General features: G+C 39.9%; 18 protein-coding genes and 1 other annotated feature. Of the genes, 11 read left to right on the top strand and 7 right to left on the bottom strand.

Annotated elements, in window-relative coordinates; genetic code table 11:
- The first annotated feature begins 66 nt into the window (after positions 1-66).
- Entirely contained in the window at positions 67-657 is a 591-nt protein-coding gene (locus FFM63_RS05280; protein ID WP_137609280.1) for a PepSY domain-containing protein, read from the top strand.
- A 238-nt stretch (positions 658-895) separates the two neighbouring features.
- Here FFM63_RS05280 and FFM63_RS05275 read toward each other — a convergent pair whose 3' ends face one another.
- Complete coding sequence (locus tag FFM63_RS05275) at positions 896-1,987, bottom strand: ABC transporter permease (protein WP_137609279.1); 1,092 nt, start codon at positions 1,985-1,987, stop codon at positions 896-898.
- Positions 1,974-2,714 carry an ABC transporter ATP-binding protein gene (locus FFM63_RS05270; RefSeq protein ID WP_137609278.1) on the bottom strand — a complete coding sequence of 247 codons (741 nt, stop codon included), beginning with the start codon at positions 2,712-2,714 and terminating at the stop codon, positions 1,974-1,976. Before FFM63_RS05270 ends, FFM63_RS05275 begins: the two co-directional genes overlap by 14 nt.
- Before the next feature lie 133 nt (positions 2,715-2,847).
- Here FFM63_RS05270 and FFM63_RS05265 point away from each other — a divergent pair, with 133 nt between their 5' ends.
- Entirely contained in the window at positions 2,848-3,450 is a 603-nt protein-coding gene (locus FFM63_RS05265; RefSeq protein WP_246033288.1) for a TetR/AcrR family transcriptional regulator, read from the top strand.
- Positions 3,451-3,692: 242 nt separating this feature from the next.
- Here FFM63_RS05265 and FFM63_RS05260 read toward each other — a convergent pair whose 3' ends face one another.
- Both FFM63_RS05260 and FFM63_RS05255 read right to left on the bottom strand, forming a co-directional pair.
- A complete protein-coding gene (locus FFM63_RS05260; RefSeq protein ID WP_137609277.1) occupies positions 3,693-4,616 on the bottom strand; it encodes a LacI family DNA-binding transcriptional regulator in 924 nt (307 codons plus the stop codon).
- A gap of 23 nt (positions 4,617-4,639) precedes the next feature.
- Positions 4,640-4,912, bottom strand: a complete 273-nt coding sequence (locus FFM63_RS05255) for a hypothetical protein (RefSeq protein ID WP_137609276.1) — start codon at positions 4,910-4,912, stop codon at positions 4,640-4,642.
- A 460-nt stretch (positions 4,913-5,372) separates the two neighbouring features.
- Between FFM63_RS05255 and alsS the strand changes: the two genes are divergently transcribed.
- A complete protein-coding gene (alsS, locus tag FFM63_RS05250) occupies positions 5,373-7,025 on the top strand; it encodes an acetolactate synthase AlsS (RefSeq protein WP_137609275.1) in 1,653 nt (550 codons plus the stop codon).
- Between the two features lie 13 nt (positions 7,026-7,038).
- Positions 7,039-7,752 (top strand): acetolactate decarboxylase, encoded by a 714-nt coding sequence (gene budA, locus FFM63_RS05245; RefSeq protein WP_137609274.1) that lies wholly within the window; start codon positions 7,039-7,041, stop codon positions 7,750-7,752.
- Positions 7,753-7,816: 64 nt separating this feature from the next.
- On the opposite strand, the gene FFM63_RS05240 is transcribed toward budA, so the two are convergent.
- Positions 7,817-9,217, bottom strand: a complete 1,401-nt coding sequence (locus FFM63_RS05240; RefSeq protein ID WP_137609273.1) for a peptidoglycan DD-metalloendopeptidase family protein — start codon at positions 9,215-9,217, stop codon at positions 7,817-7,819.
- 320 nt (positions 9,218-9,537) lie between these two features.
- On the opposite strand from FFM63_RS05240, the gene msrC reads away from it, so the two are divergent.
- The gene (msrC, locus tag FFM63_RS05235) at positions 9,538-10,014 is read left to right on the top strand and encodes a free L-methionine (R)-S-oxide reductase MsrC (RefSeq protein WP_137609272.1); all 477 of its coding nucleotides are present in this window, start codon (positions 9,538-9,540) and stop codon (positions 10,012-10,014) included.
- Positions 10,015-10,132: 118 nt separating this feature from the next.
- A complete protein-coding gene (locus FFM63_RS05230) occupies positions 10,133-10,360 on the top strand; it encodes a hypothetical protein (protein WP_137609271.1) in 228 nt (75 codons plus the stop codon).
- Positions 10,361-10,453: 93 nt separating this feature from the next.
- On the opposite strand, the gene icd is transcribed toward FFM63_RS05230, so the two are convergent.
- Positions 10,454-11,689, bottom strand: a complete 1,236-nt coding sequence (gene icd / locus FFM63_RS05225; protein ID WP_137609270.1) for an NADP-dependent isocitrate dehydrogenase — start codon at positions 11,687-11,689, stop codon at positions 10,454-10,456.
- Positions 11,689-14,334, bottom strand: a complete 2,646-nt coding sequence (gene acnA, locus FFM63_RS05220; RefSeq protein ID WP_137609269.1) for an aconitate hydratase AcnA — start codon at positions 14,332-14,334, stop codon at positions 11,689-11,691. The genes icd and acnA overlap by 1 nt, the downstream gene beginning before the upstream one ends.
- Before the next feature lie 169 nt (positions 14,335-14,503).
- Here acnA and FFM63_RS05215 point away from each other — a divergent pair, with 169 nt between their 5' ends.
- From FFM63_RS05215 to FFM63_RS05195, 5 genes are all read left to right on the top strand, one after another.
- Positions 14,504-15,847, top strand: coding sequence for a citrate/2-methylcitrate synthase (locus FFM63_RS05215; protein WP_137609268.1), 1,344 nt, complete (start codon positions 14,504-14,506; stop codon positions 15,845-15,847).
- 180 nt (positions 15,848-16,027) lie between these two features.
- Positions 16,028-16,274, top strand: a binding site (T-box leader).
- Positions 16,275-16,387: 113 nt separating this feature from the next.
- Positions 16,388-17,227: an SAM hydrolase/SAM-dependent halogenase family protein gene (locus FFM63_RS05210; RefSeq protein ID WP_137609267.1), complete on the top strand. Its 840-nt coding sequence runs from the start codon at positions 16,388-16,390 to the stop codon at positions 17,225-17,227.
- A gap of 41 nt (positions 17,228-17,268) precedes the next feature.
- Positions 17,269-17,820, top strand: coding sequence for an ECF-type riboflavin transporter substrate-binding protein (locus FFM63_RS05205; protein ID WP_137609266.1), 552 nt, complete (start codon positions 17,269-17,271; stop codon positions 17,818-17,820).
- Positions 17,821-17,836: 16 nt separating this feature from the next.
- Positions 17,837-19,525, top strand: a complete 1,689-nt coding sequence (locus tag FFM63_RS05200) for an ABC transporter ATP-binding protein (RefSeq protein WP_137609265.1) — start codon at positions 17,837-17,839, stop codon at positions 19,523-19,525.
- The gene (locus FFM63_RS05195) at positions 19,512-20,345 is read left to right on the top strand and encodes an energy-coupling factor transporter transmembrane component T family protein (protein WP_137609264.1); all 834 of its coding nucleotides are present in this window, start codon (positions 19,512-19,514) and stop codon (positions 20,343-20,345) included. The genes FFM63_RS05200 and FFM63_RS05195 overlap by 14 nt, the downstream gene beginning before the upstream one ends.
- Positions 20,346-20,350 lie beyond the last annotated feature (5 nt).

Genomic DNA, 20,350 nt, shown 5'->3' with positions numbered 1-20,350 from the left:
GTGTATTTGTAAATGGGAAGTTGGCTTTGAGCCGACTTATTTCCTATCGATTAAGGAGTGGATATCATGAAAAAAATTATTGTCTTAGGTTTATCGGCAGCACTGCTTGCTGGTTTAGCAGGTTGCGGGAGCGATCCGGAATATTCGAGCGGTTCCAGTTCTGCGCAAGAAACGAGTCAAGCGAGTCAGTCAAGTAATGAAGCGGATACGGATTTCAAGGTGAGTGTTGATGATGCGATCAACGCATATCAAGAAGCGTATCCTGATAGTGATATAACATCCATCGATTTAGAGAAGTCATTGGGCAACTATGTGTATAAAATTGAAGGTGTCGATGACGACAAAGAGTATGAGCTACGAGTAGATGCCAACACTAAAGCTGTTTCTAAAGAACGTGAAGAAAATCTAGATACAGAAGATCAAGCGGGTGTTAAAAGAACAGAGGATAAATTGGATTTGCAAGATCTATTGAGTATCAAGCAAGTATCTGATATTGCTGAAGAACATGTTGGAAATGGGAAAGCGACTGATTGGAGTCTGGATAAAGAAGACGGGACGACTTATTGGGAAGTCAAGGTAACGAATGGAAACGAAGAAACAGAAGTTAAAATTGACGCACAATCAGGCGAAGTATTAGAAACTGATGTAGATGATTAATAATTATTATGGAGGTCCGCGATACTTATCGTGGACCTTTTTTGTGTGGGTATTTTGATTATCGGAAAAATATTTACAAAAAATAGTGTTCCGGTTTCTTCGGAAATTTTAGCCTATTCTTGAAGCGGTCCACTTCTGTCACGGCTTTCTTTCACGAATAATGGCAATAAATATCGTCTGTATTTCACTTGTGATGTTCTGACAACGAACCGTGTTCTCGTTAAGTGTAGGACAGGACTTAAACTTTCCGGTATTTTTTTAGTCCAGTAATATTTAATAAAGTGAATGCTGTGATGAATAAAATCAAAATCAGCAGATCAAATTTAATCGTTTCCCAGCCTTGGCCTTTAATCATGATGGCGGTCAAAGCGTCTCCTCCGTAACTTAAAGGAAAGATATGGGAAAGGTAGCGTGCCCAAGGAGCCATAGTATCTAATGAAATCAAGCCTGAAAAGAAAATCTGCGGAATAACGACTAATGGGATAAATTGAATCATTTGAAATTCAGAGCTGGCAAAAGTTGAAACGAAGATCCCCATGGAAAGAGCAGTCAATGCTATCAAAATGTTTATTATAATTACCCAGATTAGGCTTCCAGCGATTTGCAGATCGAGTACATAAACTGAGAAGAGGATAATCACAAACGTCTGGATAATCGCAAACAGACCATAGCTTGCCAAGTAGCCTAAGACGAGCTCGCTGCGTTTGATTGGTGTTGCTAACAAGCGTTCCAATGTCCCGCTAGTCCGCTCTTTTAATAACGCGATGCCGGAAATTAAAAAGACAAAGAAGAAAATAAAGAAACCAATCAAAATTGGAAATATCTTATCAAAGAAAGTACTGTTAGCTCCGCCATAAACGTAAGAATTTTTGATATGGATAGTTTGAACTGCGGCAGGTGTCTGGGTTTCAGCTGACGATTTTTGTAATGCTTGCCCCATTTCTTTCATTTTATTAGTTGTTAAAATATTTTGGATCATGGCTTTGACCTGTGTAGTATTGCTGGGGGCTTCATTTTCATACATCACTTTGACGGTTGTATTGTCTAATGTGATAAAAGCAGTGAGATTGTCTTGCTTGATCGCGTCTCGAATAGCTGTTTTTTTAGGATAGGTTTTCGTTTCAACTTTGTCAGCAGGGAAACTTTCTACTAACGCAGAAGGGACGGTATCATCTACACCGATCGTTGCTTTAGTCTCTGAGTTTGAATCGAACACGATATTCATCAGCGATAAAATAAGAATTGGGGCAATCAGCATAAGTGCCAATGTTCGTTTGTCGCGAATCAATTCTTTTAATACTCTAGTCAAAACGGCATTAAAACGCTTCATTTGTTTCACCCTCCGCCTTTAAGAAAACTTCTTCAATAGAATCAACTTCAAATTTTTGTTTTAGTTCAGTTGGACTACCAAACGCAAAGATTTTTCCGGCAATAATCAAGCCGACAGCATCACATTTTTCGGCTTCATCCATTACATGTGTAGTAACAATGATCGTTTTTTCTGATTCTGCAAGCAAGCGGAGCTGGTTCCAAATAGCCGCACGTAAACTTGGATCGATTCCAACAGTAGGTTCATCTAAAACGATCAGATCGGGATTAGCTAACAAGGTGATTGCTAAAGACAATCTACGTTTCATTCCGCCAGAATACGTTCCAACTAACTGATCCATAAATTCGTTTAAATTGACCAAAGTCATCGTTCGCTCGATTGCTTGAGTCAACTTCTCTTTTGGCATCCCCGTCAATTGTCCAAAGAAGAGTAAGTTTTCTTTAGCGGTCAGTTCATCGTATAGAGCATTGCTCTGTCCCATATAACCGATTCTGCTTAAAATTTTCCGGTTGGGCATTTTAGTTTGGAAAACGGTCGCTTCGCCTTGATCCAGTTTTTCCATTCCTAGTAAGCATTTGATGGTAGTGGATTTTCCAGCGCCGCTAGGTCCAATCAGTCCGATGATTTTTCCAGTTTCGATTTGAAGATTCACATCCTTTAAGATCTCCCTTTGATCAAAAGATTTGTAGGCGGCAGTAATTCTTGCCGCTATTTTGTCAGTAGTCATTTTATTCCTCCTGCAAAGGCTATATTTTCTTAAAACTTCGAGTTGAATTGGCATAATAGACATCGTGTCTATTATTTTGTACTATATGAATTATAAAAGGACTACTATCTGTTGCAAGAAAAGAATGTTAATAATGGATAAACGGAAAAATACTGTTCACTATTTTGAAGAAGGTATAGAATTGAAAGAAGACTTACGTTATTATCGGACCCGAAAAAATATTTTAGCCGCAATGACTGTACTGCTTCAAACTAAAAAATTTGAGCAGATCACCGTGACAAATATCTGCGAAGAGGCTCAGATCAGTCGAAGCGGTTTCTACCTGCATTATGTAGATAAGTATGATTTAGTTGAAGCGAATTTAAAAGAGTTCCGCGATCAAGCCAATCAATTTATCCAAACAAAGAATGAAAACAGCAAGACAAAACTGTTTCTCAATATGCTGACGTATTTGCAAAGTGAAGGAAAACTTATCGCCGCTTTGATCTCGGAGAATGGTTCGGTGGAAGTCCAAAATTATATTAAACGGATGATGCGGGAAAATGCTCGGATAAATATTTTTCCGCGATTAGATTTGAAACTTGAAAGTGCTACAGAGATCCATTATGCGTTATTATTTTTGAGTAATGCAGTGTTTGGCGTTTTGCAAGATTGGATCAATCGGGTACAAAAAGAATCACCTGAAGAACTTGTAAGAATAATCGATCGTTTATTAGCGTTTGAATTTAAAAGTTAACAACCCTGCTGTAAAGTATTGATAATTTTGTTTAACGCGGACTCCTAGAAATGATAAGTAAGTTATTCTGATTTTGCTGCCATAAAGAAAGAATACTCTGGTTATATGTCAGGTAGAAGCGGGTGATGTGAGGTTGTGACAGAAGTGGGCGTCAAAAAATCAGCAGGAATTTCTTGAAGCTACTGAAACGTTATTTATTCAAAAAAAGGGGTTTGACAAGATTTTTGTCAAACCCCTTTAGGTTAACGTTGAATAAAATCATGTGGAATACATAATTTTTCTTGTTTATGATAAAAGAATGCTTCAAAAGCTCGTTGTCCAATTTCTGCTAAGTGATGATCGATGCTGGGAAAGCCAATCAAACGGCTGATCAATAAATTTTCGCGTCCAATCACTAAAGGCGTCTTGTCATGAGAGTGTGCTACTATGACTGCGGCAATCTCATCACCATTTGTCAAAATACCATCAACTTCACGTTTTTTGAAAAACTCCACTGCTTTTTGCCCGTCTTGACCATGAACGCAGCAATCCCAAAAGATATTCTCCTTATCAAAACCAGGGAAAATTTCTTCAGCAATCTGAAGTGTGACTTTTGAGTTATGGCTGATATGTTTACTGCGGCCTAAAGTCATTCCAAGTTGCTTCACGCCATTGTCTTTCAAATATTGGAAGGCTTCACGCAAGGAATGTTCTAAATTGAAATAAACGCAGCTAACAGGGGCATCTGGAATATTTTCGCAAAAAACGATGGGACCATATTGATGATAGTCCGCAAAAACTTCAATGGGGTTTGATTTGGTCGTAACGATCAGCCCATCATAAGTTTTTGTCGCAAATTCATCCAAGTAGCTTTTTTCAAGTTCTTGGTCGTAATTTGTCGGCAACAGACTGACACGGTAACGATGTTGAAAAGCCGCTTGCATGATACCGCTAAGCATCTGGTCGTAGTAAGCATGGTTGATGAACGGCAAGACGACACCGATGTTCTTTGTTTTGCCGTAACTTAAATTTTGCGCCGAACGATTCGGAACATAATTCAGTTCTTTCATTACTTCCAAGACTTTCGCCCGTTTTGTTTCATCCACATAAGGATGATTGTTGATGACACGAGAAATCGTGGAGACAGAGTAACCAGTGATCTTTGCGATATCGCGGATATTTGCCATAAAACACACCTCTTCTAACTTTATTAAACGAGTAAATGTTCTTTTAAATACTCGGTGACGCCAAGACCAGATTGATAAAACGTATACCGGCGGTCTCGATAAAAGAAACTGATAATGGGACAGCCAAAAAATTCATTGATAAATAGATGTTTGATTTCAGCTAATTGAAGGTTCTGGATAGTTGGTCGTTTGAATCCACGGCTTCTGACTAGCTGCAATTGTTTATCAGAGAAATGCAGGGAAACTTGAAAATGTTCTTGAAGATGATCTTGCTGAACTTTTACATAAGTATTCATAAAAAATTCCTCCTTTTTCTTTACGAGGAAAGTATAATTTATGAAACTCGTTTCATAGCAAGTGTTTTATTTTAGTTTTTAAACTTCATCGGTAAATTGAAATGTACATCCTTACTATCCCATAGATTTTTTCTGACCACAATCAAAAATAGCGTTAAAAAGATTTCTTAGAATTTATCCTTCAAGAGTAGTTATGAAAAGCAGAATCGGATAAAGAGCGGTCGAACGTTTGCATTGAAAGGCCGGCATCGTTTTAACTGTGTCAGAACTATTTCAAGTAGCTGATTTTGTTAGTAAATAGAATAAAATATTCAAAGTAAAGGAGAAGTCTTAAATAAAAGGCTTCTTTTTTAGGATTATGATAAAACAATTTGAACCGATGTTTCATCGTTGATAAATAAAGATAACGGTGCTATATTATCAAATATAATTAATACAGATTTTAAGGAGATGTAATACAGTGAGCAAGAAGGGTTCAGAAATCATTGTTAATAGTTTAGAAAATCATCGCGTGCCATTTGTTTTTGGGATTCCCGGTGCTAAGATCGATGGTGTGTTTGATACATTAGAAGATCATGGGCCGCAATTAATCTTGACGCGTCATGAACAAAATGCTGCTTTTATGGCACAAGCTATTGGACGCTTAACAGGAGAACCTGGAGTAGTGATCGCAACAAGCGGTCCTGGCGCAAGTAATTTAGCCACAGGATTAGTTACTGCGACTGCAGAAGGCGACCCGATTCTAGCGTTAGCTGGTCAGGTGAAACGATCGGACCTTTCAAAATTGACTCATCAAAGCATGGACAATGCGGCACTGTTTGCACCGATTACAAAATACAGCTCAGAGATCCAAGACTCAGAGACGTTATCAGAAAGCATTGCGAACGCGTTTCGAATTGCTAAAACAGCGAAAAAGGGAGCCAGCTTCTTATCGATTCCACAAGATGTAACAGATGGAGAGGTTGAAGGAGAAGCGATCAAACCTTTATCTACCCCCGTATTAGGTACAGCCGCCGATGAAGATATCGCAGATTTAGTAAAACGAATCCAAGAAGCGAAATTGCCAACATTATTAGTCGGTATGCGGGCTTCTGGGGAAAAAGAAACACAAGCAATCCGAAAGTTGGTTGAGAAAACTGGCTTGCCGGTAGTCGAAACATTCCAAGGAGCCGGGATTATTTCTCGTGAATTAGAAGAACATTTCTTCGGCCGAGTAGGATTGTTCCGTAATCAACCGGGAGATATGTTGTTGAAGCGCAGCGATTTGGTTTTAGCAATCGGTTATGACCCGATCGAATACGAAGCACGCAATTGGAATGCAGAAAAAGATGCTCGAGTGATAGTTATCGATGAAGTTCCGATGGAAATTGATCAATACATGCAACCGGAAGCTGAATTGATCGGGAGCATCGCGAAGACAATCGAGAAGCTGAGTGATTCAATCGCGGCATATCAATTGTCAACAGATGCTGATCAGTATTTAGCGACACTGCAGGAAACATTAGTCAACGGCAAACAAAAAAGTAAAACGGCTGAGAGTCGAGTACATCCATTAGAAGTCATTGACACTTTGCAAAAAAATGTGACTGATGAAATGACAGTGACTGTTGACGTGGGCAGCCATTATATTTGGATGGCACGCCATTTCCGCAGTTATGAACCGCGCCATTTATTATTCAGTAATGGAATGCAAACGTTAGGGGTCGCTTTACCATGGGCGATTGCAGCAGCATTAGTACGACCAGCAACACAAATTTTCTCTGTTTCTGGCGATGGCGGCTTCTTGTTTTCTGCGCAAGAACTTGAGACGGCTGTTCGTTTGAAACAAAAAATCATCCACTTGATTTGGAACGATGGTAGTTATAATATGGTGGAATTTCAAGAAGAAATGAAATATGGCCGTTCTTCGGGCGTTCATTTTGGACCGGTTGATTTTGTGAAATATGCGGAAGCTTTTGGAGCAAAAGGGTTGCGTGCGACGACCCAAGCGGAATTAGAAGCAGCTATCCAAGCGGGATTGGCAACAGAGGGTCCGGTTATCATCGATATTCCAATCGATTACTCTGATAACAAAGAACTAGGCAAGACAATCTTACCGGATCAATTTTATTAAGAGGGGATTACTCATGACAGTGAAAACAAGAAATTATATCTATCAGCATGGAACACTTGGTGGATTGATGCAAGATTTGCTGGAAGGTACAGAGAAAATCGGGACTTTAGCAAATTATGGTGATTTTGGTTTAGGGACATTGGAAGGCGCAAATGGCGAAGTCATTATCTTAGATGGCGTCATTTATCATGTCGATCAAACAGGAAGAGTCACTCAATTAACTGGCGATGAGCTGACACCTTATGCAGCAGTCACTAATTTTGAATCTGAAAAACAATTTTTCTTAACGAATGTTTCTGACGCTGTCGTAAAAACAGAGATTTCAGCAGAAATTAGCCACAATTTATTCTCGGCTGTTAAAATAAGCGGAACATTCAGTCACATGCATGTGCGCGTAGTACCTAAACAACAAAAACCGTATCCGCGCTTTGTAGAGATCGCGCGAAATCAACCAGAATTTTCAGCGGATAATATCACTGGGACGATCGTAGGTTTCTTTACACCAGGGTTATTCCAAGGAGCCGCCGCAGCTGGATTTCATTTGCATTTCATTAGTGATGATCGGAGTTTTGGCGGACATGTCTTAGATTTCTCATTAGAAGAAGGGGGAATCGATCTGATGGAATTAGCAGAATTTAGACAAAACTTTCCAATAAAAAGTGCGGATTATTTAGCTAATGAGATTAAATTAGAAGACATTTCAAAAGATATCGAAGAAGCGGAATAAAAGTGTTATTTACTAACTAAAAAGTGCAACAGCGTCTATCGGCTGTTGCACTTTTTTACTTTTTTTAAATACCTAATAATGGAGCAGGATCAACAAATCCAGACCATAAAGCGGTAGACACACCGAAATGTAAATGAACACCAGTCGAGTTTCCGGTCGTTCCCATGCCGCCTAAAACTTGTCCGGCACTGACTTCAGAACCGACAGCGACACTTGGTGCAGAAACCATGTGCATGTAGTATGAGTAGTGGCCGTCTGAATGTTGGATTACAACGTGGTTGCCGGCAGACCAATGGAAACCGGCCTCAACAACTTGTCCACTTTTAGATGCCATGATCGGAGTTCCGGCAGAACCCGCGAAATCTATTCCGTCATGCTGGGTGCCGGAAGCACCAGTTGGATCTTGACGCAAACCGAATGGACTAGTCACAGAAAGACCGATTGATAAAGGCGCGGCCCAGCCACTGCTATTTTCCGCCGGTTTCGACTCAGTTTCTGCAGGATTTGTCGTTACCTGACTAGCACTTGTGTCAATTACTGTTTGCGCTTGTTCTTGTTGTTGTTTTGCTTGTTGTTCTTGTTGCTGTGCTTCTAGTTGAGCAATTTCAGCTGCTTGTTTTTGCTTTTCTGATTCAGCGGCCGCCGCTTGAGCTTGAGCTTCTTCTGCTGCCTTTTGGGCTTCTTCTGCCGCTTTTTTTGCTTGTTTTTCTGCTTCAGCTTGCGCTTTTTCACGAGCGGCTGCTTCTTTTTTGCGTTGCTCTTCTAATACTTTCAAAGCTGCTTGCCGTTTCTTTTCAGCATCTTCTTTTTGTTTCTCATATTTCTTCTTCTGATCTTTTTCAGTCGCGATACTTGCTTGCAGATCATTGATTTTTACTTGCTGATCCAACTTTGTTTGGACGAGTTGATCTTGCTTCGCTTTTAGCTCCGCTGTTTTTTGAGTAATCAGTTGCAAGCGTTGTTCTGCTTCTTTTCCAAGCTGTTCAAGTTCAGCCTTATCTTTTGTTTGTTGTTCCATGATATCTTTGCTCGCACTTAAGATAGTAGAGACGGCTATTGTTTTTTTCACAGCTTCGCCAACAGATTTTGCGTTGATGACAACATCTACGATTGAAGCGGAATCATGATTGGTTTGGACATCGCGTGCTTGATTTCGAATCTGTTCTTCGCGTTTTTGGATTTTAGTTTGAAGAAGTCCGATTTTAGCAGTCAAATCACTTAATTTTTTTTCTTCATTGGTTTTTTCTTTTAAAACGTCTGCGACTTCTTGTTCAACAGCCGCAACTTGTTGTTCTAATACGGCTTTTTGCTCTTCCACCGTTTGTTCTGTTTGCTGCAAATCAGAGATCTTTTTATCTTGATCAGTAATCTTTTGGTCATATTCGTCTGCTAATACACTTAATGGTGCAGTAGTTAATGTCAAGGCACATAAAGTTAGTGCTGTATATTTTTTTAATTTAATCAATGGGTTCCCTCACTTTTCATCTTTCGAGCTTAATTATATAAGAAAGTCGGATTGAAAAGTTTAAAATAGTCGAATCTTCATTTAACCGTATAGATTGTAATGGTAATGAAATATTCAGCAAACAGAATTAAGCGGAAAATCAAGTAACAATATTTTTCCAGCAATAATTTCATATTTTATCGGCGGGAACGGTACTGTTATCAATGGAGTTCTCTTCAGAGTTAGGGTAGAATAAATCAAAAGTTATAAATTTTACTATTAATAAGGATAGACAAAGAAGCGATGTTCGATTGAGATCGAATGAAATAGGAGGAATTATTGTGAGTTGGAAAGATCAAACGGAAAAAGAAGAAGCCTATAAATTATTATTGTTGCAGCAAAAAGCGTTACTAGAAGGAGAAACGGATTTGATCGCTAACTTGGCGAACTCATCTGCTTTATTAAATCAAACGTTACAAGAAACGATCTTTGCCGGATATTATTTGTTTAAAAACGACGAACTGATCTTAGGACCGTTCCAAGGAAATGTTTCATGCGTTCATATTGCCATGGGAAAAGGGGTCTGCGGTGAATCAGCAGCAAAGAACCAAACGGTGATTGTTGAAAATGTCTTAGAACATAAAAATTATATTGCATGTGATTCAGCGGCGCGTTCTGAAATTGTAGTACCGATGAAGAAAAATGATCAGCTGATCGGTGTGCTGGATCTTGATAGTTCTGAAATTGGTATGTATGATCAAATCGATCAATTGTATTTAGAACAATATGTGTCGTTATTATTAGAAACTGTCAACTAAAACTAGAAATATCCGCCTAAAAAATCGTTTATTTAACAAATAACACTGTTAATGTAGTTTTTAATCCGCGTTAGTGCTATTATATAAGTGTAGTATAAAACATTAATGAGGTGGTTGAATGAATAAAGAAGCGATTATTGTAGGAGAAAGCTATGAGTGCCGTAAAACTGATTTTGCTCGGCCGATCATTGGTGAGGTAATCCGTAAAGAGAACAATGGCTGTATCGTGAATGTAGAGCGTTTTTACGGGTTAGATGCAGATAAAATCGATCAAGTAGACGGGCAAGTATTAATTAAATATAGTGAAATAGCGGGAATTAATTATAAGAAATGTTTCTTTAATTAATAAATCGGTCTATCTAAAAAACCACTCAAAAATATTTTGAGTGGTTTTTTTGTGCGTAATGACAGTAGACTAGTCCATTCTCAATCGATGGGTTCAGTGAGCTTTTTGCAGAGCGTTGATTAAATAGTCAGAAAATTCCGCAGTAGACAGTGCTTTGGTTTCTAACATCTGTGCAAAGTCGTGAGTCACGTGCTTACTTTGTAAGGCTTGTTCGATAGCGGCTGTAATTTTTTTGCTTGCTTCGAACCAACCTAAATGATTCAGCATCATCGCAGCGGAAAGAAGCAAAGAGCAAGGGTTGGCCCAGCCTTTGCCGACAATATCTGGGGCTGTACCGTGAGTGGCTTCAAAAATCGCATGTCCCGTCTGATAATTGATGTTTGCTCCTGGCGAGATACCGATTCCGCCAACTTGAGCGGCCAAGGCATCTGAAATGTAATCCCCATTCAAATTTGTTGTCGCTACGACTTGATAATTTTCTGGGTATAAAAGAATTTGTTGTAAAAAATTATCCGCGATGACGTCATCTACAATGATTTTATCAGAACTTTTTGCTTCTTTTAGTGCCGCATCTGCTTTTTCGACGCCTATTTCAGTAGAAAGCTTTTTATAGCGATTCATAGTAAAAACTTGCGGGTAATTTTCTTCAATTAATCCATAGCCCCAGTTTTTAAAGCCGCCTTCAGTAAACTTCATAATGTTTCCTTTATGGACTAATGTCACACGTTTTTTTCCGTGTTCAAGTGCATAATCCAAAGCGGCTGTGATCAAACGCTGACTTCCTTCTTGAGAGATCGGTTTGATTCCCAAGGCGCTTGTTGCCGGAAAGCGAATGTTAGTCACCGCTAATGTTTCCGTTAAAAAATTTAAAAGCTGGTTTGCCTCGGCAGATTCGCTGGCAAATTCGATCCCGGCGTAGACATCCTCAATGTTTTCACGAAAAATCGTCATGTCTGTTTTTTCGGGCGCCTTTAAAGGGGAGGGGACTCCTTTGAAATAGCGGACGGGTCGTACACAAGCATAAAGATCTAATTCTTGCCGCAATGTAACGTTTAGCGAACGAAAGCCTTCACCGATTGGGGTAGTCAAGGGGCCTTTAATCGTAAGTTTATATTTTTTTAGTGCCGCCAAGGTTTCTTTAGGAAGCCATGCTCCGGTTTGATCAAAGGCTTTCTGACCAGCAAGGACTTCTAACCAGTTGATTTTACGTTCAGCCTGATAGGCGGAGTAGACCGCAGCATCAACAACTTTTTGTGTTGCTCGCCAAATTTCTGGGCCAATACCATCACCTTCAATATAAGGGATGACAGGGTTTGCGTGTTTTGTCATTAGTCCTGCTCCTTTCTTATTTTTTTGTGGATGACTAAAGGCAGGATCCCATGGTTTTTCCAATAGGCAATATCTGCTTTTGAATCAAACCGCAGTTTAACTTTGAAATGAGTCGTTTGCTCGCCTTTAGCAGTCACATCGATGATTTGATTGATCAGTGGCTTGTTAGGAAAGTCGAAACTGTAATTTTCTGTCCCTGTTAAACCAAGCGTTTCAGCTGTTTCTCCTGGAAGATATTCAAAAGGAATGACACCCATCATCACTAAATTGCTGCGATGGATTCGTTCATAACTTTCTGCTAAGATTGCTTTGACGCCTAAGAGATTGGTTCCTTTAGCCGCCCAATCGCGGGAAGAACCCATTCCGTAATCTTTTCCCGCAAGGATCAAAGTGCCAATTTGTTTCTTTTGATAAGACATAGCTGCATCATAAATCGACAGCTCTTCACCTGTAGCCAGTTTTGTATAGCCGCCGGTTAGCTCCGGTGTTAATTGGTTTTGGATTCGGATATTTCCAAAGGTGCCACGCATCATCACTTCATGATTTCCGCGTCTGGAACCGAAGGAATTAAAATCTTTATAAGTGATGCCGTGATCTTTCAAGTATTTTCCCGCAGGTGATTGAAGGCCGATATTTCCAGCTGGCGAAATATGATCTGTTGTTACTGTATCGCCAAATTTAGCTAAAACCGATAAATTTTTTAAGGGCGCTTCGGCTGTCGCTTGATTTAAGTTGGTAAAGAAAGGGGGATTTGCAATATAAGTAGAGGCGTCATCCCACTCATAACAATCACCCGCAGAAGTTTCGATTTGGTTCCACCGTTCATTTGAGTGATAAATATTTTTATACGCAGCACGAAAATCTTCAGGATTTAAGAAATCGTTGATGTAAGCATTCACTTCTTCTTGCGAAGGCCATAAGTCTTTTAAGTAAATGGCTTTTCCGTCAATAATCGCGAGTGCTTCTTTAGTTAAATCTTTTTTAATCGTTCCCGCCAAAGCATAAGCGATAACTAGCGGTGGGGAAGCTAAATAGTTCGCTTTGATCAGCGGATGGATTCGCCCTTCAAAATTTCGATTGCCGGATAAGACCGCCGACACGACTAATTCACTTTCTTTTAAACCAGTCTCGATTTCAGCATCTAAAGGACCTGAATTTCCTATACAAGTAGTGCAGCCGTAGCCTACGATATCAAAACCTAACTCAGCCAAAGGTTCGAGCAAATGGCCTTTTTCTAAATAACTTGTCACGATTTTTGAGCCGGGAGCTAAAGAAGTTTTGATTGTTTTTGGTACGCGCAATCCTAGCTTCACAGCATTTTTTGCTAATAGTCCAGCAGCTACCATGACAGAAGGATTGCTTGTGTTGGTACAGCTGGTGATCGCAGCTAAAACTAAATCGCCCGTCTCAATCGAATCTTTTGTGTTTTCTAACACTATTTCTCGCTCGATTTCAGCAGCTGCTAAACCAAAGCCTTGCGGTCCATTTGGCTTAGTCAACGATGCTTGAAAATTTTCTGCGACTTCAGCTAATAAAATTCGGTCTTGCGGTCGTTTCGGTCCGGCAAGAGAAGAATGGACAGTAGATAAGTCTAAGTGGATTACGCGCGTGTAACAGGGCGTTTTGGTCTCATCGTAAAAAAGCTGGTTTTGCTTTGCATACGCTTCGACTAAATCGACTTGTTCTTCAGAGCGGCCGGTCAAACGAAGATAGCTCAGTGTTTCCTCGTCGATTGGACAGAAGCCGCAAGTAGCGCCGTATTCAGGTGCCATATTGGCAATTGTCGCACGATCGGAAAGGCTTAAATTTTTATAACCGGATCCAAAGTATTCAACGAATTTTCCAACTACTTTTTCACTGCGCAAAAGTTCCGTCAGAAAAAGTGCCAAGTCTGTTGCGGTTGCACCAGGACTTAAGGTTCCAATGACTTCTACTCCGATGACTTCCGGCGTGGGAAAATAAGAGGCTTCGCCTAAAATAGCCGCTTCTGCCTCGATGCCGCCGACGCCCCAACCAAGGACCCCTAATCCATTGATCATCGTTGTGTGCGAATCAGTTCCCTCTAAAGAATCTGGGAAGAGCAGATTTTCCTCATCCCTTAAGACGACATCCGATAAATATTCAAGATTGACTTGATGGATAATTCCAGTTTCAGGTGGAACGACATCAAAATTATCAAACGCTTGTTGAGCCCATTTCAGAAATTGATACCGTTCATGATTACGTTCAAATTCTTTTTCAGTATTATAGGCCAAGCTTTCTTTGGTGCCCGCATGATCTACTTGAACCGAATGATCTACGACTAAAGTAACTGGGATCTCAGGATTGATGAGTTTTGGGTCGCCCCCTAAAGCAACGACCGCATCACGCATAGCTGCAAGATCGACAACAGCAGGCACCCCTGTGAAATCCTGTAAAACAACCCGTGATGGTCGAAAAGGAACAACACCAGTTGGTTTTTTTGCATCAAAGTTGATCAATTTCTCTAAATCAGTGATTTCTTGATGACGGGCCAGACTTTCCAATAATACACGGATACTGTATGGGAAATCAGTGATTTCTTTTTGATAGTCAACAGCAATCGTTGAAAGGTCGAAATATGTATATTGTTCGTTATTAACAAAAAGTTCTTTTTTCCAGTTCAATGAAAAATCCCTCCTAAGTACGTTATCGTTTGGATTGAATAGTTATATTATACGAATAAAAAAATAGAAAGTAAATGAAATTATTAAAACTATTTCATTTTAAACCAATGATGTTATAATGTTCCTTAACCTGATTATTAAAAATTTATAGGGTTAGGAGGACACAATAATGTTAGATTTAAACCAATTGGCAGATGTTTGTCGCAAAGAGGATCATTTAGAAGCTTCTTTATATAGGAAGCATCATGTAAAAAAAGGGTTGCGAGACCTTGATGGAAAAGGCGTTTTAGCTGGACTTACCAACATTTCTACGATCCATTCACAAGTGATGGAAGGGGACAAAATCATCTCCCAATCCGGCGAACTGCGTTACCGCGGAATCAATATTAATGAACTGGTGGACGGATTTGTTTCAGAAGACCGTTTAGGGTTTGAAGAAATCAGTTATTTGTTATTATTTGGTTCGTTGCCGACCCAATGTGAATTGGCGGAATTCAAAGTGTTGATCGGTAAAAGACGAACACTTCCAACTAACTTTGTTCGTGATGTTATTATGAAGGCGCCCTCGCATAATATTATGAATGTGATGGCTCGCAGTGTCCTGACATTAGGATGTTACGATCAAGCATCTGATGATACTAGTATTGAAAATGTTTTAGATCAATCTTTGTCCTTGATCGCTGCGTTTCCAATGATTGCGGTCTACTCATATCATGCCTATAACCATTATAGCAAAGGGGCTAGTATGTATATCCATCGGCCAGATGAGAACTTGAGTACAGCAGAAGCGATATTAACGATGTTGCGTCCAGATAAAAAATATACTTTCCAAGAAGCACAAACATTAGATATGGCATTGGTTTTACATATGGAACATGGAGGAGGGAACAATTCGACTTTCACTACCCGAGTTGTTACTTCAAGCGGGACAGATACTTATTCAACAATTGCGGCGGCACTCGGTTCACTAAAAGGTCCCAAGCACGGCGGCGCCAATATCAAAGTGACACAAATGATGGAAGACTTAAAAGCAACGATCACTGATTGTGAAGATGAAGAGGAGATTCGTGACTATTTAGAAAAACTTTTGAAGAAAGAAGCTTTTGATAAACAAGGGTTGATCTACGGTATGGGTCATGCCGTTTATGCTGAGTCTGATCCGCGAGCGGAAATCTTTAAGCACTATGTTGAAAAATTAGCAACAGAAAAAGGGTCTGAGGCGGCGGCTGAATTCAATTTGTATCGTAAAGTCGAATCTCTAGCACCGGAGATCATCGCGAAAAGCCGCAAAGTTTACAAAGGCGTCAGCGCGAACATCGATTTTTTCAGCGGCTTTGTCTATCACATGTTAGATCTGCCGCAAGAATTATATACGCCGATGTTCGCAATTGCTCGAATCGTCGGCTGGTCAGCCCATCGCGTAGAAGAGCTAGTGAATGTACAAAAGATCATTCGACCTGCTTATATGGAAGTTTCTGAAAATCGTGAGTACCAAGAAATGAAAGAACGCTAAAAAATCTATAATTGATTGGCTATTTTTCTCTGATCAATCGTTAAGACAGCTAAATTTTTATACTCTTATTGTAATAGAAAAGCATTCGTTGCTTATTTTGACTGTAGCTATTGATAAGCAAGTTTTCATTGACAAGTTAGCTCTTCTCTGCTATTTTATTAACAATCAATGAAAAATGAATGAAACGCGATGAAAAAGAAAGTAAAGTAATGAAATTTTCTAAAGAGAGTTCCTGTTTGGTGAAATGGAATGTTGATTCGTTACATGAAAATGGCTTTTGAGCGGATTTCCCGAATGTTTAAGGAAATACGGATGCCCCCGTTAACAGGACACAGTCTCCAAGAAATAACTTTTTGGGTACTGATCGAGGTGAAGTCTGTGAGGATTTTACGATTAAAGGTGGTAACGCATAGTCAATGCCCTTAGCAATTTTTGCTGAGGGTATTTTTTTGTGTTTGCTTTGACGCAAGGGGTGACGACCTCAAGCTGAAAAATGATTCAATGATCAACCTCAAAAAACGATTGGAAGGTGGGAAATTTATGGCAGGTTTTTTAGTAGTTCAAACGGATTTCGGGTTGCAAGATGGGGCGGTTAATGCGATGTATGGCGTGGCGTATCAAGTCGAGCCAACATTAAATATCAACAATTTAACGCATGAGATTGAACCATATAATATCCATGATGCAAGTTATCGTTTATTACAGGCCGTGACTTATTGGCCGGCAGGAACCGTTTTTGTTTCAGTCGTCGATCCGGGCGTCGGCTCAACGCGCCGAAGTGTTGTTGCGGAATTGAAGGATGGACAATATGTTATCACGCCAGATAATGGCACGTTGACTTATTTAGCACAATATGTGGGAATCAAAGAAGTCCGACAAATCGATGAAGAAACTCAGCGCTTGCCAGGATCTTCAGAAAGCCACACATTCCATGGACGCGACGTGTATGTTTATAATGGCGCACGTTTAGCAAGTAAAAAAGTGACGTTTGCTGAATTAGGTTCGGTGATTTCAATTGATGAATTAGTGACATTTCCTTTGATTGCTCCCGTTCAAAACGAAAATAAAATCATTGGGACGATCGATATTACGGATATTCGTTTTGGTTCACTATGGACAAATATCCCAGTCGACTTTTTTAAAAAGTGGCAAGTTGGATACGGACAAAGCCTATTAGTGAAAATATATTATCAAGGCGTTGTACGTTACCAAGACGAAGTCGTCTTTGGACGGTCATTTGCGCAAGTCGCACCAAAAGAAGCGGTACTTTATATCAATTCATTATTAAATGTTGGTCTCGGGGTCAACTTAGATTCATTTTCTGCCGTGTACAAAATTGGGACCGGCAATGATTGGACGATCGAACTGACAAAAATTTAAGAAATAAGCACTTATAAATTATTAATTGGAGGAGTAAAATTATGAATAAAAAGTTTACAGTAAAACACATTGTGGCAATAGGTATCGGCGCGGCGGTCTTCTTTATTTTGAAACGGTTTGTAACGATCCCAACAGGAATTCCCAATACTGATATCGCAACAGCATATCCCTTCTTAGCTTTATTAGGTGTTGTGTATGGTCCAGTCGTTGCGGGCTTAGCCGGTTTTATCGGACATGCGCTAGGTGATTTGACAACTTATGGAGCTTGGTGGTCATGGATCGTTGCTTCTGGGATCTTGGGAGTCTTCTTTGGTCTGTTAGCTAAACGGATCCCGATTGAAGAAGGAATTTTTGGCAAGAAAGAAATCGTGACCTTCTTAGTTGGTGAAACTATTGCCAATCTAGTCACTTGGGTAATCATCGCACCAATCGGCGACATCTTGATTTATGCAGAAGCGCCAAGTAAAGTCTTTACGCAAGGAATCGTTGCTGGAATTACAAACGCGATTGTCACAGGGATCATCGGTTTTATTTTGTTAAAGGCCTACGCGCAAACAAAAACGAAAAAAGGCAGTTTGAATAAAGAAGCTTAGAACGAGAGGAAATAAAATGATCGAGTTTCGTAATTTTACATTTCAATATCAAAGTCAAGCCGAACCCACACTGAAAGATATCCAGCTGACTATCAATCAAGGAGAAAAAATCTTAATTATGGGACCCAGCGGTTCAGGTAAATCGACGTTGGGAAAATGTTTGAATGGTATCATCCCACAAAATGAGCAGGGCAGTTTTACCGGCAGTCTGACAATCAATGATAAAGTTTTTAGTGAAGCTTCTATCTATGATCTTTCTTTAGACGTCGGGACAGTATTGCAAGATACTGATAGCCAATTTGTCGGATTGACCGTGGCAGAAGATATCGCTTTTTCGCTTGAAAATGAGATGATAAAACAAACAGAAATGCGCGAAGCAGTAAATTACTGGTCGAAAAAAACCAATCTGGCAGCTCAACTGGAAAAACGTCCGCAAGACCTTTCCGGTGGACAGAAACAGCGAGTGACGATGGCAGGGGTTTTGATCGATGAGACACCGATTCTTTTATTTGATGAGCCGTTAGCCAACTTGGATCCCCAGACTGGCTATGAAGCAATCCAAATGATCGATCAGCTGTATCAGTCGCAAAAATTTACGACGATCATTATTGAACACCGTTTAGAAGAAGTCTTAGCAGCTCCCATCGATCGAGTTATTTTGATGGATGAAGGCAGGATCATTGCGGATCTGACGCCGACTGAATTATTGAAAAGTGATTTATTAGCTAAATACGGGATCCGTGAACCCCTTTATATCACTGCTTTAAAACGGGCGGGGATCTCATTAGCTGATTTTTCGGATTTGACCCAAGTCGATCAATTGGTTTCGCCGGAAATATCAGCTGCTTTAGCCAAGGCGCAAGGGACATTCAAACCACTGCCTAAAAAAGAAGATGCATTACTAACATTAAATCAAATTTCCTTTGGTTTCGGGGATGAGCTGGTGATCAAAGGAATCGATCTGACTCTTTATCAAGGAGAGATGGTCAGTTTAGTTGGGCATAACGGTGCGGGAAAATCTACATTGTCCAATCTGATCACTGGTTTTCATTCTTTACAGCAGGGTGATTTATTGTGGAAAGGGCATTCGATCGCAGCAGCAAGTATCAAAGAACGAGCGGATAAAATCGGCTATGTTTTACAAAATAGCAGCCAAATGCTCTCAAAGAATATGATTTTTGAAGAGGTTGCGTTAGGTTTAGAAAACCGAGGTGTTGATCCTGAGACGATCCAAGAAAAAGTCTTTGAAACATTGAAGGTTTGCGGGCTTTACGAGTTTCGTAATTGGCCGATCTCAGCGTTGAGTCACGGACAAAAACGGCGAGTAGCAATCGCGGCGATTTTAGTGCTCGAACCGGAGCTGCTTATTTTAGACGAACCGACAGCGGGGCAAGATTATTATCATTACAATGAAATGATGGTATTTTTACGCAAGCTGAATCAACAGGGAATCACGATCTTGATGATCACCCATGATATGCATTTGATGCTGGAATATACACAGCGGACGATCGTATTAAAAAATGGGCAAGTCATTGCGGATAAAACCCCAGCCAATGTTTTATCTTCCGCAGATTTAGTGGCTTCCGCAAGTCTGCGTGAGACGAGTCTGTATCGTTTAGCGAAAAATAATCATTTAACAGATGCTGCGGGTTTTGTTTCGGCATTTATCCAACATGAGGAGGCGTCTTATGGAGACCAATAATTTGATCGGTTATCTGCCAAAAAAAACTGCGATTCATCAACTCAGCGGTTTTACCAAACTCATTTGTTTCTTGATGATCTCAATCGTTGGTATGATCTCATACGATACTCGTTTTTTGCTGGGACTTGCTGTATTTTCGGTGATCATTTTCCAACTTGCACAAATCAGTTATCGCGAAATTTCCTTTGTACTGAAATTTATCGCGTTTTTCTCTATTTTGAATCTGCTGACGGTCTATTTGTTTGCGCCAGAATACGGAGTGACGATTTATGGAACACGCCATGTACTTTTTGAAGGAATCGGTCGATACACAATTACGCAAGAACAACTTTTTTATGAATTTAATTTATTAGTTAAATACTTTGTTACGATACCGCCGGGGTTGATTTTTATTTTGACGACAAATCCGAGTGAATTAGCATCAAGTATTCATCGAGTTGGCGGATCGTATAAGATTGCTTATGCCTTTTCTTTGGCTTTGCGGTATATTCCAGATATCCAAGAAGATTTTCGAACGATTTCAAAAGCGCAACAAGCCCGCGGTAATGAGCTTTCCAAGAAGGCATCGTTGATGAAACGAATTCGAGGAAATCTGACGATTGCGATTCCTTTGATTTTTTCAAGTTTAGAACGAATCGAGACGATTTCTTCTGCGATGGAACTACGGCGTTTCGGTAAGAAAAAAGGACGGACATGGTTACTGGCTAAACCATTGAAACAGCAAGATTATCTGGCTTTAGCAATTGTGATCCTCTTGTGTTCGGCAGGAATTTTCTTATTAGTTATCAATGGTGGCCGCTTTTACAATCCTTTCCATTAATTAAA

Source organism: Enterococcus pingfangensis (assembly GCF_005405205.1).
Classification (GTDB): domain Bacteria; phylum Bacillota; class Bacilli; order Lactobacillales; family Enterococcaceae; genus Enterococcus_A; species Enterococcus_A pingfangensis.
This window is presented reverse-complemented; position numbering and strand designations above follow the sequence as displayed.

What these genes read in the sequence shown, in the direction of transcription:
- icd (WP_137609270.1), bottom strand. Translation starts at nt 11,689, where the DNA reads ATGACAAAACACGCAAACCCTGTCATCCCTTATATTGAAGGTGATGGT.
- FFM63_RS05215 (WP_137609268.1), top strand. Translation starts at nt 14,504, where the DNA reads ATGTTAGATTTAAACCAATTGGCAGATGTTTGTCGCAAAGAGGATCAT.
- FFM63_RS05265 (WP_246033288.1), top strand. Translation starts at nt 2,848, where the DNA reads ATGGATAAACGGAAAAATACTGTTCACTATTTTGAAGAAGGTATAGAA.
- FFM63_RS05210 (WP_137609267.1), top strand. Translation starts at nt 16,388, where the DNA reads ATGGCAGGTTTTTTAGTAGTTCAAACGGATTTCGGGTTGCAAGATGGG.
- FFM63_RS05280 (WP_137609280.1), top strand. Translation starts at nt 67, where the DNA reads ATGAAAAAAATTATTGTCTTAGGTTTATCGGCAGCACTGCTTGCTGGT.
- FFM63_RS05260 (WP_137609277.1), bottom strand. Translation starts at nt 4,616, where the DNA reads ATGGCAAATATCCGCGATATCGCAAAGATCACTGGTTACTCTGTCTCC.
- FFM63_RS05200 (WP_137609265.1), top strand. Translation starts at nt 17,837, where the DNA reads ATGATCGAGTTTCGTAATTTTACATTTCAATATCAAAGTCAAGCCGAA.
- budA (WP_137609274.1), top strand. Translation starts at nt 7,039, where the DNA reads ATGACAGTGAAAACAAGAAATTATATCTATCAGCATGGAACACTTGGT.
- FFM63_RS05275 (WP_137609279.1), bottom strand. Translation starts at nt 1,987, where the DNA reads ATGAAGCGTTTTAATGCCGTTTTGACTAGAGTATTAAAAGAATTGATT.
- FFM63_RS05205 (WP_137609266.1), top strand. Translation starts at nt 17,269, where the DNA reads ATGAATAAAAAGTTTACAGTAAAACACATTGTGGCAATAGGTATCGGC.
- FFM63_RS05195 (WP_137609264.1), top strand. Translation starts at nt 19,512, where the DNA reads ATGGAGACCAATAATTTGATCGGTTATCTGCCAAAAAAAACTGCGATT.
- FFM63_RS05270 (WP_137609278.1), bottom strand. Translation starts at nt 2,714, where the DNA reads ATGACTACTGACAAAATAGCGGCAAGAATTACTGCCGCCTACAAATCT.
- FFM63_RS05230 (WP_137609271.1), top strand. Translation starts at nt 10,133, where the DNA reads ATGAATAAAGAAGCGATTATTGTAGGAGAAAGCTATGAGTGCCGTAAA.
- FFM63_RS05255 (WP_137609276.1), bottom strand. Translation starts at nt 4,912, where the DNA reads ATGAATACTTATGTAAAAGTTCAGCAAGATCATCTTCAAGAACATTTT.